Genomic DNA, 15,207 nt, shown 5'->3' on the forward strand with positions numbered 1-15,207 from the left:
AACTATCTTTACTAAGATTATTAATATTTTAAAACGTAGAAATAAAACAAATAAAATACGCAAAAAAAACAACCAAACACACAGAATAAAACACAACGAAAACTTAATTAACAACTACCACACAACTACCTATAAAATGCATCAACAATTAAATGGTAATATTTAAAAAATAAATTACTGATTGTCGTAAAAATAATCAGAATGACATTTCAAAATTACTGAGTATTTATTCAAAAAAATAACTCATTCGTCTTTTTTAGCCGATCTTTATTCAAATAACGATAATGCTTGCCTTGTAATGACTGTCGTTTAGGCCTACACAACAACCGATTCGCTTACGTTATGTACAGAGGAGATCACACTTGAGAGGAACACAAAACCGATTAACGAAGCGCATCAGTACTCAACATCTGAGTACAAATGTTAACTAAATGTTATCTTATTAGCTGCCATTATTCACCTACACTATATTGTGAATTGGGCCACATTGAACATTAAATAACAGGATTGACTAACCATTCAGCAACGTAAATAGCTAAGCTATCAAAGCACAAAAAACAAGCAAGGAGATAATGCTCCTTTTTGATTAACTGACAGCACAATTAAGAGTGCACACTTTATCTGCGCTGAAGCAGTAAGCAATTTCAAATGCTGCTGATTCAACTGCATCAGAACCGTGAACGGCGTTAACGTCGATACTTGCAGCATATTTCCACGTAAAGTGCCACGAGCAGCCTCAGCGGGATGAGTTGCCCCCATGATTTCACGATTAGCTAGAGCAGCGTTTTCGCCGGCTAACACTTGAACCATTTCTGGACCCAAAATCATCAATGAAATTAAGACGCAGAGGTGCTTTTTAGTAACTTGAGATCAATATTTATCAGCTTTGTTCTGATTGTGATATGAACATAGAACCACCAAACTTAATTGCCGGCCCAATAGAACAATGTTGTACTGATTAATCTTAAGCAAAAATACCCTCGCAAACATCGACATAAGTTACGCCTAAACCATTAGAGCCGTGTCTTAGCCATTCCATTTACTTATTTCTTATTCAATGCAAAACAAAAAGCCGGCTAATAATTAGCCGGCTTTTTACATTAACAATAAATGTTAAATTAGAACTTCACGCTTGCACGAACGAAGAAGTAACGACCTAATACGTCATAAGTATATGGATCGGTATTTGAATCTAAGTTACCGGTGTAATAAGGAGGCTCTTTATCAAAGAGGTTGTTCACACCACCAGATAAACGAACCGTACTGGTTAGATCATAAGAACCTGAAAGGTCATGATAAACAATGCTATCTACAGAAGGTGCATAACAAGCAGAGGTATCATCTTTACAAGCAAATGAATCCATACCATCAATATAACGAATTTCGTATGTCGCACTCCAATCATCAGCACTTGCCGTTAGGTCAAGGTTGGTTTTGATTTTAGCAAAGCCACCTGCGTTACCCGTTACAAAGCCACGGTAATCGACTGCATTACCATCTGGGTCAAATTCTTCATAGGTTTCTAAAATCGACGTATCTAGGTTTGCTTTCCAGCTTAACCCTACTGCCTCGAAGGCATACGCTACGTTGATATCATAACCAGACGTGTTGGTTGCACCAACGTTTTGTAAACCGTTATCAAACTTAATACGACCTGTCGCGTCGATTTCAATATTTGAAGCTTGGCATAATGCAGTATCGGTATTAATGGTTACACCACTTGCGTCTAAACATTGATTAGCCACATAATTAGAATCAACTGCGGTAATCGTGTTCGTGATAGCAATATCGTAATAATCAAACGTTAACGATAGCCCATCGACAAAGCTAGGTGAATACACCAAACCAGCAGTGGTAATATCTGCTTCTTCTGGCGTTAACAACTCATTACCCCCCACAGTCACTTCTGCTTGGCTTTGCTCTGAAGCTGGGTGAACTATTTGATTAAATGATGGCGATTTACCACCAAATAACTCATCTACAGTAGGAGCGCGGAACGCAGTTGAACGGCCACCACGGAACATTAAATCATCTGTCATGCGCCATGTTAAGCCTAACTTCCAAGTAGTGTCATCACCAAAAGTATTGTAATCGAAATAACGCATTGCAGCGCTCAAATCAACTTGTTGTGCAAAAGGTAAATCGCTTAACAATGGAATCGCCAATTCTGCATATACTTCGTTTACACTAAAATCACCCGCTGTAGCTTCAACGCGAGGGTCATTAGCAAGACCTTGCGCCGTTAATGAATCAGGGGTGAAATGAGCGGACTCTTTACGGTTCTCATAACCAGCAGCAAACCCTAGAATACCAGCAGGTAAATCAACGATATCACCGGTAAGTGTTGCCGCAATAATATCTAATTCACTACCACCACTGTTAACTTCAGTATAGACGAACGGTTCGATGCTCTCACCTTTCCAAGATGACTCTAAAAACGGATCAAAAGTGCCCGCTAATACTGCATCGTTAATAGAACCTATGTTATGCAGATTTGCAAGGGTATCGACTGAATCGTTTTTACCTTTGTTGTATGAAGCATCCCAAGTCCAACCGTTGTCGAACATGCCTTCTAAACCGAGAACAACACGAACCGTATCAACTACTTGACTAAAGTCACGGGTACCAGATTCAACCATACGACGGCCATAACTCAGTTCTTCACCATCTTGAACCCAAGGAAGTAAGTCATCAGTCATGAAACCACCAGCAGACTTAGGCTTGTATGCCCATGCAGCGCTGTTCCAAATAGGTTGTGGTGCCATTTGCTGTTCTGACCAACGCTTAGAATACATAGCTTCAGAAAAGAACGTAATATTGTCAGACAAATCATATGAGCCAGCAAAACTTAAGTTAATGCGTTCCATTGGCGTAGACAAATAGCTGTCTTTGGCATAGTTATATTTGTCATCACTAGTAAAATCATGGAAAGCGCCATCACGACCACTTACATCAGCTTCAGATTTACCATCAAAATACTCAAACTCTGGCTCACCCTTGTCATCAGCTACATACTGACCGTAATATCCTGAGTCACCAACAGCATAAGCATCGTCTGCGCCTGAAGGAGTGATGTTAAAGTTCTGATCACCCCAAACATGACCTCCTTGACTATATGAGCTACCACCACAATATAATGTTTTGCTACCTACCGCGCCGGTTTCAGAGATTGGGCAATCTGAAAAATCACGGTCTGCTTGGCTTGCATCACCACGTTTAGTGTACTGCGCGTTAATAACCACATTACCTTTATCAAACGTGTTACCAAGAGTAAAATCTATGCTCGTTTCGTCTGCGTCGCCTTGACCACTCATACCGGTTTGAGCATTCATTTCAAAACCGTCGAAATCACGTTTTAAAATAATGTTTACTACGCCAGCAATGGCATCGGTACCGTAAACAGCTGAAGCGCCATCTTTTAATACTTCAACACGTTGGATCATTGATACTGGAATAGTATTCAAATCCACTGTGGACGCGGGCCCTGTACCAGAGGCAATCATACGGCGGCCGTTGACTAATACGAGTGTACGACTCGTTCCTAAACCACGAAGGTTAATACTAGAGTTACCTTGAGAGCCATTGTTCACGGCAGCGTTAGTCATCGCGCCACCGGTAGAGGTCATTTGTTGTAAGACATCATCAATAGATGTTGCGCCAGAAGACACAATTGATGACGCATCAATGACACTAACCGGACTCGCAGTTTCCATATCGGCACGCTTAATACGTGACCCCGTTACTGCAATTCTTTCCACTTTCTGAACTTGTTCTTCTGCTGAAACCACAGCTGAAGAGAATAAACCTGTTGTAACGACACTGGTTGTTGCAACAGCCAGTAGACTACGACGAATAGCCTTAGCAGTTAATGTTACTGAACTCATGAATAACTTCCCTATAACTTATATAAAATGAATACAAGTAATTTATAATTTTTATATTTATATTAAACAATTGATTGAATTTAACAAAACCAATTATCGAGAAGCATTATTAATGAATTAAAAACCTTTAGTCAACACGGGCAACAAGTGAACAACATTAAGTTTAACAATTGGCCCAACCAATAGTTTGACTTTTGCTTTAATGATAATAACCAGTAAGTTAACTTGTAATATATTTTTATTAATATTATAAGTATTAAAAACCCTATGACAACTAACAAGATGAAGTCAAGAATAAAACAAATTGTAAAACAAAATTAAACATAATCCACCAATCTTTAACTGTATTGCAACGCCAAATAGGAGGATGTATTAATAAAATAAATTTTAATATTTAAAAAACCTTATTGATTGCCGTAAAAACAACCAGAATGACATTTCTAAATTATTGATTATTTATTCAAAAAATAACTCAATAGCAATCATTTAAGGGTTTTTATTCAAGAAAGTGATAATACTAGGCTAACAACATAGGGTGACATGCGTAAATAACAATCAATTTAATGAACGCTATTGGATTTAGCTCACGGGGTATTTAGACTGAGAACTGCATCATATTTAATAGATTTTAATACCACACTTTGCAACATAAATGTTAATAAAAAGTGTTTTCACTTATAAATATTCATCAATAACACGAGTAAAATATTGCCCCATTCTCTTAATAATACCCTTGACCAATCATAAGGAATATTAACAGCATGTTTACACTATATCTCACACACCCTAGCGTTCTGCTACTTTGATCTAAATAGAAATAATGCCAGTTTTACGATGTGATGATCAAAAAGAACAAAACTCTGCACTGATAATATAGTGAAAAAATTGGTATAAATTAGATATAGGAATTAATAAAGATAAAGATAAAAATAGATATTAGTGAAGCGAACACAAAAAAGGAGCCGAAGCTCCTTTTATGATCAACTTACAGCAACAATTAACGAGTGCGTGGGCACACTTCATCTGCGCTGAAGAAGTAAGCAATTTCACGAGCTGCTGATTCAACAGCATCAGAACCGTGAACAGCATTTTCGTCGATGCTTGCAGCGTAATCACCACGTAATGTGCCACGAGCAGCTTCAGCTGGGTTAGTTGCGCCCATGATTTCACGGTTAGCTAGAACAGCGTTTTCGCCTTCTAACACTTGAACCATTACAGGACCAGAAGTCATGAAAGAAACTAAAGCGCCAAAGAAAGGACGTGCGCTGTGTTCAGCGTAGAAACCTTCAGCTTGTTCTTTTGTTAGGTGTACCATTTTAGACGCGATGATCTTAAGACCAGCCGTTTCAAAACGGTTATAAATTGCGCCAATGTGGTTTTTAGCAACTGCATCTGGCTTGATAATAGAAAATGTGCGTTCGATCGCCATAACGAGCTTCCTTAATGTGAGCAAGTATAAAAAATTTTGCAAATTATACGTAATTTAAGAGTATATTCCTAGCCTTATCCGCTTTCTCAGTGATATTTCATCACTCGATTGGGTCATTTATATTAACATGGCGCAATTTATGCTCATAGGTGAACATTAATCTTAATCTGCAAGTTTTTAGACAGTATTACGATGTCCACAGAGTGCTCAACAAAGTGCTCAAAAATAAGCATTTCGCATATATGCGCTAAGTTTATGTAAAATGAATATCGGCAATAACCACCGATAAAAAAAGAGCCAATCTTAGTAGATTGACTCTTTTTTTGTGATCAATTACCCGCTATAAATAGGGCTGTTGATGGGTTAACACTCCGGCAAAGACTACCCTTCGCTGACCATATTGACCGTGTATTTAGGGATATCAATAATCATATCGCAATCCACGACTTTAGCTTGGCAAGATAAACGACTTTCAGGTTCTAATCCCCATGCTTTATCAAGCATGTCATCTTCTAACTCATCACTTTCGTCAAGCTGGTCAAAGCCATCGCGAACAATGACATGGCATGTAGTACAAGCACATGATTTTTCGCACGCATGTTCAATATGAATACCGTTACGTAAGGCTACGTTTAAAATGGTCTCACCGACTTCGGCTTCAAGTACTGCGCCGTCTGGACAAAGTTCTTGATGGGGTAAAAATACTAACTGTGGCATCATTTCACCTATATGTTGTCGACCGACTGCCCTTTTAGCGCCGCTCTAATAGAATTATCCATACGTCTTGACGCAAAATCTTGGGTTTTGTCATCGAGATTTGCAATCGCTTTTTCAATGGCATCAATATCGTCTTGTTGTGCTACTGCATCAAGTTGTGCCATCGCAACCACTAACTGTTCGCGTTCTTGCTCATCGAGTAAAGCAGCATCTTTAGCCAAAGCAGCATTAAGTGATTCAATCACCCGCGCCGCTTCCACTTTTTGCTCTGCCAGCATACGACGAGTAATGTCTTCTTTAGCATACTTCATCGAATCTTTAAGCATGGTCGCGATTTCAGTATCCGATAAACCAAATGATGGTTTCACTTGGATAGAAGTATTAACTCCGGTGGATTTCTCCATCGCGGTCACGCTGAGCAAGCCATCAGCATCCACTTGGTATGTCACTCGGATATGCGCAGCACCTGCCGCTAATGGCGGAATACCGTGTAGGGTAAAGCGCGCCAAAGAACGGCAGTCATCAACAAGCTCGCGTTCGCCCTGCACCACATGGAATACCATTGCCGTTTGGCCATCTTTAAAGGTGGTAAACTCCTGCGCACGTGCAACGGGGATGGTGGTATTACGAGTGACCACTTTTTCAACCAAGCCGCCCATGGTTTCAACGCCCAGCGATAATGGGATCACATCTAACAGTAACAAGTCTGATTCGGGCTTATTACCAACAAGAATATCAGCCTGAATAGCTGCACCTATGGCAACAACACGATCAGGATCAATTGAGGTCAATGGTGTTTTTTTAAAGAAAGCTTCAACTTGTTCACGCACTAAAGGCACGCGAGTTGAACCACCCACCATGACGGTTTCAATGACTTCATCCACACTCACGTCAGCATCGCGCAAAGTACGGCGGCAGCTACCTATGGTTTTTTTCACCAACGTGCCAATTAACGTGTTAAATAAGCTTTTATCCACAATGCAGGTTAATGTTTTTTCGCCAATAGTGACCAAGGCTTCAACGCTTTCACTGTCGGTCAACGCTTCTTTAACTCGGCGAGCTTCAATGAGTAATTGACGCGCTAATTGACTGCCTGGCTCGGTTATTTGCCACTCTTGTTGTAAATGACTCACTAATAAATGATCAAAATCATCACCACCTAGAGCTGAATCACCGCCAGTGGCTAACACTTCAAATACACCACGACTTAAACGAAGAACAGATATATCAAAAGTGCCTCCGCCTAAATCGTAAATGGCAATCACGCCTTCTTGCTTTGAATCTAGCCCATAAGCAATGGCAGCGGCTGTCGGTTCGTTCAGTAAACGTAATACTTTAACACCCAACAACTCTACCGCATCTTTGGTACCTTGGCGCTGTGCATCATCAAAATATGCCGGCACGGTAATGACCAAGCCTTCTAATTCGCCACCTAATGTCGTTTCTGCTCGCGCAATAAGCGGTTTTAAAATTTCGGCAGACACTTGGATCGGATTAACATGCCCCATAGGAGTAGTAAACACCGGTAAGCCATTTTCACTTGCGTGTAATGCGTAAGGTAATCGATGTACACCAGACTGAATATCAGTAAGGCTACGTCCCATAAAACGCTTAATAGAAATGATAGTATTTTGTGGATCTAAAGCCGATTGTTCTTGAGCCTCATAGCCCACTAACACACGGGTATCAGCATAATGCACCACAGAAGGCAACGAATGACGTCCTTGCTCATCAGGCAAGGTCAATGCTTGAGCACTTCTTACCGCAGCAACAAGTGAGTTGGTGGTACCTAGATCAATCCCAACCGCAAGACGATGCTGGTGCGGTGCGGCGCTTTGGCCAGGTTCTGCAATTTGCAACAGTGCCATAGTGTTCCAACTTGTTATGTTATCGATTAGTCGAGCTAATCATAAATAAGGTTTAGAATTTTGGGGAATTCAGTCGAGCAAGCCATCTTCAATCCGGGCTAACTCATCATGTAATTTTGCCATAAACTTTAGCTTACGAATTTGATCTGCCGCTAATAATGCATCTGCATTATCATCACTGACCAATAACGTCGCTAATTTAGCAGAGAGGACAGACTCAAACTCACCAAACGAATCATACAGTTCATCAATTGATGACTGCGGGTCACTGCTATGCGCGATGTCTTCAAGCGCTTCACGCCACTCCATTTGCTGCATCAAAAATGCACCATCTTTCAATGTGGTGGTTTCGTGACTTAATTCAATTCCGCGTAAGCTCAACATGTGTTCAGCACGGCGTAAGGGATTTTTTAACGTTTGATAACCATCATTAACTTGTGCTGTACGCTGAACTGACAAGCGCTTTTGTTGCTCGGTATCATTAGCGAATTTATCGGGATGGACCGCCCGTTGCAGTTCGCGGTAGCGCTCTGCAAGTAAGGCGGTATCGATATCAAAGGCAGGTACAACATTAAACAGATCGAAATAATTCATGGGCAGATATCATGCTTACTGTTTGATATAAACGGCTTAATAGGTAAGTAATCGTTAAACGGTGAAACTTTCACCACAACCACATTCACCCTTTGCGTTAGGATTATTGAACTGAAAACCTTCATTTAGGCCTTCTTTGACAAAATCAAGTTCAATACCTTGCAAATAAATAAAGCTTTTAGCATCGATGATGATATTCACACCCTCGATATTATAAAGTTCATCATCGTCATTGAGTTCGTCAACGAACTCAATGACGTATGCCATACCTGAACAACCTGATGTTCTCAACCCAAGGCGCAAACCAAGGCCTTCCCCGCGATTAGCAAGAAACGATCTAACTCGATCAGCAGCAGCGGGGGTCATTGAAATTGCCATCTTAACTCCAGGTGTTACTTAGCTTGTTTGCTTTTATACTCTTCAATTGCTGCTTTAATGGCATCTTCTGCCAAAATTGAGCAATGAATTTTAACCGGCGGCAATGCTAACTCTTCAGCGATGTCGGCATTTTTAATGGTCGCGGCTTCATCAACACTTTTACCTTTAACCCATTCTGTTACTAATGAGCTAGATGCAATTGCGCTGCCGCACCCATATGTTTTGAATTTTGCATCTTCAATAATGCCGTCTGCATTAATTTTAAGTTGCAACTTCATTACATCACCACAGGCTGGCGCACCAACCATACCCGTTACTATTGATGGATCGTTCTTATCAAATGAACCTACGTTACGTGGGTTTTCATAATGATCGATTACTTTTTCGCTATAAGCCATGATAGTACTCCAAAATCTGTGTCGTTATTAGTTTACGATTAATGGTATTACGCTCATTTAATGATATTAAATTAGTGTTGTGCCCATTGAACTTGGTCCAAATCGATACCATCTTTGAACATCTCCCATAACGGAGACATTTCGCGTAACTTATCAATAGATTCATTTATCGTTTTAATAGAGTGGTCAATTTCTTCATCGGTAGTAAAGCGACCAATAGAGAAACGAATTGAGCTATGTGCCATTTCATCATTTAAACCCAATGCACGTAATACGTAGCTTGGCTCTAAACTTGCTGAAGTACAGGCTGAACCGGAAGAAACCGCTAAGTCTTTTAAGGCCATCATTAACGACTCGCCTTCAACAAAGTTGAAACTTACGTTAAAAATACCACTGTAGCGTTGTTCCATATCACCGTTGATATAGGTTTCTTCGATATGTTTAATACCGTTCCACAACTTGTCACGAAGATGGGTAATACGTGCGCTATCAGCAGCCATGTCTTGTTTAGCAACAGCTGCTGCCTCACCTAAGCCTACGATTTGATGTGTTGCTAATGTGCCACTACGCATACCGCGTTCGTGTCCACCACCGTGCATTTGCGATTCAAGACGAATACGTGGCTTACGGCGAACATACAGTGCACCGATACCTTTTGGTCCATACATTTTATGGCCAGAAATCGAAATTAAATCTACTTTGGTTGTTTGGACGTCAATCGGTAGTTTACCCGCACTTTGCGCAGCATCCATGTGGAAAAAGATACCTTTTGAGCGGCATAATTCACCAATGGCATCGATATCATGTATGACACCAATTTCGTTGTTAACATGCATAATACTGACTAAAATTGTGTCATCGCGCATCGCCGCTTCTAAACGTTCCATTGGGATAATGCCGTTAGCATCGGGAACAAGATAACTGACTTCATAACCTTCACGTTCTAACTGTCTGCAAGTATCTAAGGTTGCTTTATGTTCAGTTTTACTGGTGATGATGTGCTTGCCCTTTTTATGATAAAAGTGGGCAATACCTTTAATCGCAAGGTTACTTGATTCTGTCGCACCTGAGGTAAACACAATTTCACGATGATCAGCATTGATTAAATCAGCAATTTGATTACGGGCGACATCAACCGCCTCTTCAGCTTGCCAACCATAACGATGTGAACGCGATGCTGGATTACCAAACACACCGTCCATTGTCATGTGTTGCATCATTTTTTCTGCGACACGCGGATCGACAGGGGTTGTGGCGGCATAATCTAAATAGATAGGAAGCTTCATAATACACTCCGTACTCAGCAGTCTCAGATGAGGCTACATACAACGTACAAATAATAATGATTTATCAATCAACATAGGGAGTTACAAACTCACTCTATGTTCCTTTTGTATTTCGTCTTGCTTTAACGAGATAAATTGAACGTCTCGTTTTTGCATTAAACCCGCAAGCGAAATACTGTCTAAAAACTCTGAAATTTGTTTACTTAAGTCACCCCATAAAGAATGGGTTAGGCAACGAGTACCACTTTGGCAGTTACCTTTTCCTTGACAACGAGTGGCGTCTACAGATTCATCAACAGCATGCACGACCATACCAATTGAGATATCGTTGGCTTCTAGACCTAGACGATAACCACCACCGGGCCCACGAAAACTCGACACCAGACCATGTTTACGTAACTTTGCGAAGAGTTGTTCAAGATAAGACAAAGAGATACCTTGTCTTTCAGAAATATCGGCTAAAGGCACGGGGCCAGTAGCAGAGTGAATCGCAACATCCAGCATAGCTGTCACTGCATAGCGACCTTTTGATGTAAGTTTCATAACTTGTACTGCTCCCAAAAAGTATGCAGTAATTTAAACATACCCGAGTAATTTAGTCAAGTATTTACCCTACTAAAACACTCAGGTATTAATACAACAAACGCACTCGGATATCATGGCATTTCTTATCACAAAAAGTTCCATATTTTCGCAGCAGGTATTTAACCTTTTTATCTTGTAAGATTCAATGCCGATAAGGCAATTAATCGCATTATCGGCCAATTGTTTGACATGAATCTACAATGACTTATTGATTTTTAAATACTCGGGTCGAACTTATCAATATCTTGTTTACGATTTGTGGCGGCTTCTCGAGAAACGTCATCGAATGCATCAACGTTTAATTCTGGCAACTTTTTAGTACACACTTCGCCACCCATAAGTTGAATGGCATTACACAGTTCTTCTACTTTAGAGTCCATTAAATGCATGTGGTCAAGCATTTGCCCTATGGCATTAGCCACTGGGTCGGGGTTATCGGGTGATACTGCGTACGCATCAAAGCCGTACTTTTTAGCTATTTCGGTGCGACGTTCAGTTTTTTCTGTTGACTGGTTGGTCGGTGAAGACACCACTCGCCCGGGTATGCCCACAACAGTATGATCACTGGCGACATCCTTAACAACGACAGAATTTGAACCAACACGAGCACCATCATGCATAGTGATAGGTCCAAGGACTTTGGCACCTGCACCAATAACCACATTATTGCCTAAGGTAGGATGACGTTTACCTGGCTGCCAGGTGGTCCCGCCCAAAGTAACGCTATGATAAAGCGTGCAATCATCACCAATTTCAGCTGTTTCACCGATAACAACACCCATGCCATGGTCAATAAAGAAACGGCGACCAATCGTCGCGCCGGGATGAATTTCAACACCCGTTAACCAACGGGAAAATGTCGATAAACACCTAGCAGTAAAGCGCCAGTTGGCGATCCACAGTTTATGACTAATACGGTGGATCCAAATAGCATGCATACCGGGATAATTAAATATTATCTCTAAGGTACTGTTTGCGGCAGGATCTCGATGATAAATCGATTCAATATCTTCTTTTAGCCTAGCGATGACGACCATGATGTGTTCCTTTACTGCTTAATCTTATTTATCCACTTTCTTATCAATAGAAGTCAAAATACCCCGTAGAATATTCATCTCTGGTGCTTCAATACGCGCACGAGTGTATAAACGACGTAGTTTAGTCATAACTTGTCCAGGATGATTTTTAATCACAAAACCAGTTTTAGACAACGTTGACTCTAAATGGACGAAAAAACGTTCCAGATCAGAGGTTAGTGGATATTCATCCGTCACTGCTGGAGTTTCAGTTTGCGCTAGGTGCGCGACTCGGGTTTCATAACAAATAATTTGTACTGCTTGCGCTAAGTTTAACGAGCTATATTCTGGGTTTGCTGGAATAGCCACGTGATAAGTACACTTTTGTAACTCTTCATTACTTAAGCCATGATTTTCACGGCCAAATACAATGGCAACAGGGCCATTTAAGCTTTCTTGATTCAGTTTTAAACCGGCTTCACGAGGATCAAGCATCGGCCAATCAAGGGTACGACTGCGCGCGCTAGTGGCAATCACTAAGCTACAATCGGCTATTGCTTCTTCTAACGAATCAACTCGAGTCAGGTTTTTAAGAATATCTGACGCACCTGCAGCCAGCGCTATCGATTGTCCATCAGGCTCAGCTCTTGGCTCTGCAAGATATAAATTTGATAAGCCCATGGTTTTCATTGCTCTAGCAGTAGAGCCAATATTACCAGGGTGCGAGGTACCAACTAAAACAACACGAATATTACTGAGCATGTAGCACTTTCTTTTAGCTAAAAATATTATCCACATATTAACACAATCGTTAAAAATTACGTTATATGAAAATCTGCATTTGATATAACTGTCAAATTAAGTATAATGCGGGCGCTATTTTACTCGTTCTTTAACATCCAGGGGATTGCAATGCATCCGATGCTGACTATTGCCACGCGCGCCGCACGCGCCGCAGGCCAAACTATTATGCGCGCCTATACTGAGCTTGATCGTGTTGAGGTAAGCAGTAAAGGTATTAATGATTTTGTGACTAGTGTGGACAAGGAAGCAGAAGCAACTATTACTTATCAAATTCGTAAATCTTATCCAGACCACACCGTCATTGGTGAGGAAAACGGTGAAAACCGTGGTGAAAACAAAGACTATGTTTGGATAGTTGATCCTTTGGATGGCACTAACAACTTCGTTCGTGGTATTCCTCACTTTGCGGTATCTATCGCAGTTCAATATAAAGGCAAAATTGAAGTTGCCGTTATTTACGATCCTGTCCGTGAAGAATTATTTTCAGCGGTTCGTGGCAAAGGCGCTAAGCTCAATGATTTCCGTATGCGTGTAACCAATGTCAATGATTTAAGCAATACGATGATCGGCACCGGTTTTCCATTTAAAGCACGCCAACACACAGAAAGCTATATGGCTATTCTGAGTGAAGTGTTCCCATTGTGTGCAGATATTCGTCGTGGCGGTTCAGCTGCGTTAGATTTAGCCTACGTCGCTGCAGGCCGTTTAGACGGTTTCTTTGAAATTGGCTTAAAGCCATGGGATATCGCTGCAGGCGACTTAATTTGTCGTGAAGCAGGCGGTACCGTTACCGACTTCATGGGTGCGCATAACTACATGATTTCAGGCAATATTGTTGCTGGCAGCCCGAAAGTGACGACTCAACTGGTTAAAACCATGCGTCCTTTACTAAATGAAGGCTTAAAACGTTAATCGTTAGCCATATATTATTGTATAGATCCTTAGCAATAATCGATTTAAACCGCTAAAGCACAGCTATAGCGGTTTTTTTATGTCTGTCATATAGAGCCCCTGCAATACTTGTAACACTTCTCGTTTTATCCCAGTCAACCTTAAAATGAGTCATACCAATCATATGGTGTACTTGATCAGTTCAGTACGGCTAACGTTTTTTAAGACAGAACTTATTAAAAAGCCATGATATATCTTGCAAAATAGAGCAACAATGCTGGGAAATCATCCCGAATTCGTCAATAATAGTATCTTGATTTTGTTAATGTAGAAGATTATGCGACAACTGCGAAACTTAGGCCTAAAATCCTTAAAAAGTATCGAATACTTAGTGTTATTTATTATTGCACTGGCGACCGTATTTGCCATTGGTGAAGAAATTCTTCATATGTTTGACATTAGAACCGTAGAACTAGCTGACTTACTCCTACTATTCATATATCTTGAAGTATTAGCTATGGTGGTCAATTATATCGAATCAGGTAAATTACCTATCCGTATGCCGCTTTATATTGCGATTGTCGCCTTGGCTCGGTATTTAATTTTAGACATGAAGGGCATGGAAGATTGGCGTATTTTAGCGATTTCGCTTTCGACCATTTTACTGGCGAGCACCGTTATCGTGATCCGCTGGGGCCAATTGAAAATGCCTTACCCTAAAAACCAAGACTACGATAATTAATCAACTTAACGGCTCAGCCAAATAAAGCCGAGTATCGATTACTTGGCATGTTAACCAAAGTTTGGTTTTGCTTAACAAAGTAACTATGCTAAAAGTTAACAGTAGAACGTTAAAAGCTGAAAATTATAGAATAAAACCAGAAAATTGTTAGATTAATAGATATTAAGTATTGTTGGTAATGAACCGTCACAAAGCAACAGATATAGATGCTGACAGATTAACCATTTCAAGGAGATACATAATGGGGCAAGAGCCAACAGGGTTCGAAGAAAAACGCAGTTCTTTACGTTTAGATATGGAAGCTGAGCGGATCCGTCTAGATTGGATTAATGCACAAGGCGAATCATGTATAGACCATGGTATCTGTATTGACCTCGCCCGCAAAGGAGTCTTATTTGACTTCAAAGCCAGTTTTAAAGTCGGTGATTTGATCGCATTAACGTTCAATGAAAATACCAATAAACAAAATACGATTAAAGGCCAAGTCTGTCGCTGTACCGAATGCTCGCCTTACAGTTACCATATTGCTTTACAGCTTATTTAATTGATTATTATATGCAGTACCCTATGGCTGCTCTGTACTAAAATAAAATACCAATCAATATTTTCGGTGCA

At 40.5% G+C, this 15,207-nt stretch carries 14 protein-coding genes and 1 pseudogene; 3 read left to right on the forward strand and 12 right to left on the reverse strand.

What is annotated here, in order from left to right; translation table 11 throughout:
• Positions 1 to 586: 586 nt before the first annotated feature.
• The 12 genes and pseudogenes from CXF80_RS06440 to trmJ all read right to left on the reverse strand — a co-directional run.
• Positions 587 to 828 (reverse strand): annotated as a pseudogene (locus tag CXF80_RS06440) (nucleoside-diphosphate kinase); the annotation flags it as partial.
• Between the two features lie 290 nt (positions 829 to 1,118).
• A complete protein-coding gene (locus tag CXF80_RS06445) occupies positions 1,119 to 3,884 on the reverse strand; it encodes a TonB-dependent receptor (RefSeq protein WP_101032095.1) in 2,766 nt (921 codons plus the stop codon).
• A 997-nt stretch (positions 3,885 to 4,881) separates the two neighbouring features.
• Positions 4,882 to 5,313 (reverse strand): nucleoside-diphosphate kinase, encoded by a 432-nt coding sequence (ndk, locus tag CXF80_RS06450; RefSeq protein WP_101032096.1) that lies wholly within the window; start codon positions 5,311 to 5,313, stop codon positions 4,882 to 4,884.
• Between the two features lie 381 nt (positions 5,314 to 5,694).
• The gene (fdx, locus tag CXF80_RS06455) at positions 5,695 to 6,030 is read right to left on the reverse strand and encodes an ISC system 2Fe-2S type ferredoxin (RefSeq protein ID WP_101032097.1); all 336 of its coding nucleotides are present in this window, start codon (positions 6,028 to 6,030) and stop codon (positions 5,695 to 5,697) included.
• An 8-nt stretch (positions 6,031 to 6,038) separates the two neighbouring features.
• Positions 6,039 to 7,898 carry a Fe-S protein assembly chaperone HscA gene (hscA, locus tag CXF80_RS06460; protein WP_101032098.1) on the reverse strand — a complete coding sequence of 620 codons (1,860 nt, stop codon included), beginning with the start codon at positions 7,896 to 7,898 and terminating at the stop codon, positions 6,039 to 6,041.
• A gap of 69 nt (positions 7,899 to 7,967) precedes the next feature.
• Complete coding sequence (gene hscB / locus CXF80_RS06465; protein ID WP_101032099.1) at positions 7,968 to 8,492, reverse strand: co-chaperone HscB; 525 nt, start codon at positions 8,490 to 8,492, stop codon at positions 7,968 to 7,970.
• A gap of 54 nt (positions 8,493 to 8,546) precedes the next feature.
• Positions 8,547 to 8,870 (reverse strand): iron-sulfur cluster assembly protein IscA, encoded by a 324-nt coding sequence (iscA, locus tag CXF80_RS06470; RefSeq protein ID WP_101032100.1) that lies wholly within the window; start codon positions 8,868 to 8,870, stop codon positions 8,547 to 8,549.
• A gap of 14 nt (positions 8,871 to 8,884) precedes the next feature.
• Complete coding sequence (gene iscU / locus CXF80_RS06475) at positions 8,885 to 9,268, reverse strand: Fe-S cluster assembly scaffold IscU (protein ID WP_101032101.1); 384 nt, start codon at positions 9,266 to 9,268, stop codon at positions 8,885 to 8,887.
• A gap of 71 nt (positions 9,269 to 9,339) precedes the next feature.
• Complete coding sequence (locus CXF80_RS06480; RefSeq protein WP_101032102.1) at positions 9,340 to 10,554, reverse strand: IscS subfamily cysteine desulfurase; 1,215 nt, start codon at positions 10,552 to 10,554, stop codon at positions 9,340 to 9,342.
• Between the two features lie 81 nt (positions 10,555 to 10,635).
• A complete protein-coding gene (gene iscR, locus CXF80_RS06485; protein ID WP_101032103.1) occupies positions 10,636 to 11,097 on the reverse strand; it encodes a Fe-S cluster assembly transcriptional regulator IscR in 462 nt (153 codons plus the stop codon).
• A gap of 257 nt (positions 11,098 to 11,354) precedes the next feature.
• On the reverse strand, positions 11,355 to 12,176 hold the full coding sequence (cysE, locus tag CXF80_RS06490) for a serine O-acetyltransferase (RefSeq protein WP_101032104.1): 822 nt from the start codon (positions 12,174 to 12,176) through the stop codon (positions 11,355 to 11,357).
• A 24-nt stretch (positions 12,177 to 12,200) separates the two neighbouring features.
• Complete coding sequence (gene trmJ / locus CXF80_RS06495) at positions 12,201 to 12,917, reverse strand: tRNA (cytosine(32)/uridine(32)-2'-O)-methyltransferase TrmJ (protein WP_101032105.1); 717 nt, start codon at positions 12,915 to 12,917, stop codon at positions 12,201 to 12,203.
• A gap of 150 nt (positions 12,918 to 13,067) precedes the next feature.
• Between trmJ and suhB the strand changes: the two genes are divergently transcribed.
• The 3 genes from suhB to CXF80_RS06510 all read left to right on the forward strand — a co-directional run bounded on the left by suhB (position 13,068) and on the right by CXF80_RS06510 (position 15,136).
• A complete protein-coding gene (suhB, locus tag CXF80_RS06500) occupies positions 13,068 to 13,871 on the forward strand; it encodes an inositol-1-monophosphatase (protein ID WP_101032106.1) in 804 nt (267 codons plus the stop codon).
• 316 nt (positions 13,872 to 14,187) lie between these two features.
• Positions 14,188 to 14,592 carry a phosphate-starvation-inducible protein PsiE gene (locus CXF80_RS06505; protein ID WP_101032107.1) on the forward strand — a complete coding sequence of 135 codons (405 nt, stop codon included), beginning with the start codon at positions 14,188 to 14,190 and terminating at the stop codon, positions 14,590 to 14,592.
• A 241-nt stretch (positions 14,593 to 14,833) separates the two neighbouring features.
• Entirely contained in the window at positions 14,834 to 15,136 is a 303-nt protein-coding gene (locus tag CXF80_RS06510; RefSeq protein WP_101032108.1) for a PilZ domain-containing protein, read from the forward strand.
• Positions 15,137 to 15,207: the final 71 nt, after the last annotated feature.

The sequence above is a fragment of the Shewanella sp. Actino-trap-3 genome (assembly GCF_002836275.1).
GTDB lineage: Bacteria > Pseudomonadota > Gammaproteobacteria > Enterobacterales > Shewanellaceae > Shewanella > Shewanella psychromarinicola.

Excerpts from the sequence above, each read along its gene's own strand:
- CXF80_RS06445 (WP_101032095.1), bottom strand. The coding sequence starts at position 3,884 with ATGAGTTCAGTAACATTAACTGCTAAGGCTATTCGTCGTAGTCTACTG.
- ndk (WP_101032096.1), bottom strand. The coding sequence starts at position 5,313 with ATGGCGATCGAACGCACATTTTCTATTATCAAGCCAGATGCAGTTGCT.
- fdx (WP_101032097.1), bottom strand. The coding sequence starts at position 6,030 with ATGCCACAGTTAGTATTTTTACCCCATCAAGAACTTTGTCCAGACGGC.
- hscA (WP_101032098.1), bottom strand. The coding sequence starts at position 7,898 with ATGGCACTGTTGCAAATTGCAGAACCTGGCCAAAGCGCCGCACCGCAC.
- hscB (WP_101032099.1), bottom strand. The coding sequence starts at position 8,492 with ATGAATTATTTCGATCTGTTTAATGTTGTACCTGCCTTTGATATCGAT.
- iscA (WP_101032100.1), bottom strand. The coding sequence starts at position 8,870 with ATGGCAATTTCAATGACCCCCGCTGCTGCTGATCGAGTTAGATCGTTT.
- iscU (WP_101032101.1), bottom strand. The coding sequence starts at position 9,268 with ATGGCTTATAGCGAAAAAGTAATCGATCATTATGAAAACCCACGTAAC.
- CXF80_RS06480 (WP_101032102.1), bottom strand. The coding sequence starts at position 10,554 with ATGAAGCTTCCTATCTATTTAGATTATGCCGCCACAACCCCTGTCGAT.
- iscR (WP_101032103.1), bottom strand. The coding sequence starts at position 11,097 with ATGAAACTTACATCAAAAGGTCGCTATGCAGTGACAGCTATGCTGGAT.
- cysE (WP_101032104.1), bottom strand. The coding sequence starts at position 12,176 with ATGGTCGTCATCGCTAGGCTAAAAGAAGATATTGAATCGATTTATCAT.
- trmJ (WP_101032105.1), bottom strand. The coding sequence starts at position 12,917 with ATGCTCAGTAATATTCGTGTTGTTTTAGTTGGTACCTCGCACCCTGGT.
- suhB (WP_101032106.1), top strand. The coding sequence starts at position 13,068 with ATGCATCCGATGCTGACTATTGCCACGCGCGCCGCACGCGCCGCAGGC.
- CXF80_RS06505 (WP_101032107.1), top strand. The coding sequence starts at position 14,188 with ATGCGACAACTGCGAAACTTAGGCCTAAAATCCTTAAAAAGTATCGAA.
- CXF80_RS06510 (WP_101032108.1), top strand. The coding sequence starts at position 14,834 with ATGGGGCAAGAGCCAACAGGGTTCGAAGAAAAACGCAGTTCTTTACGT.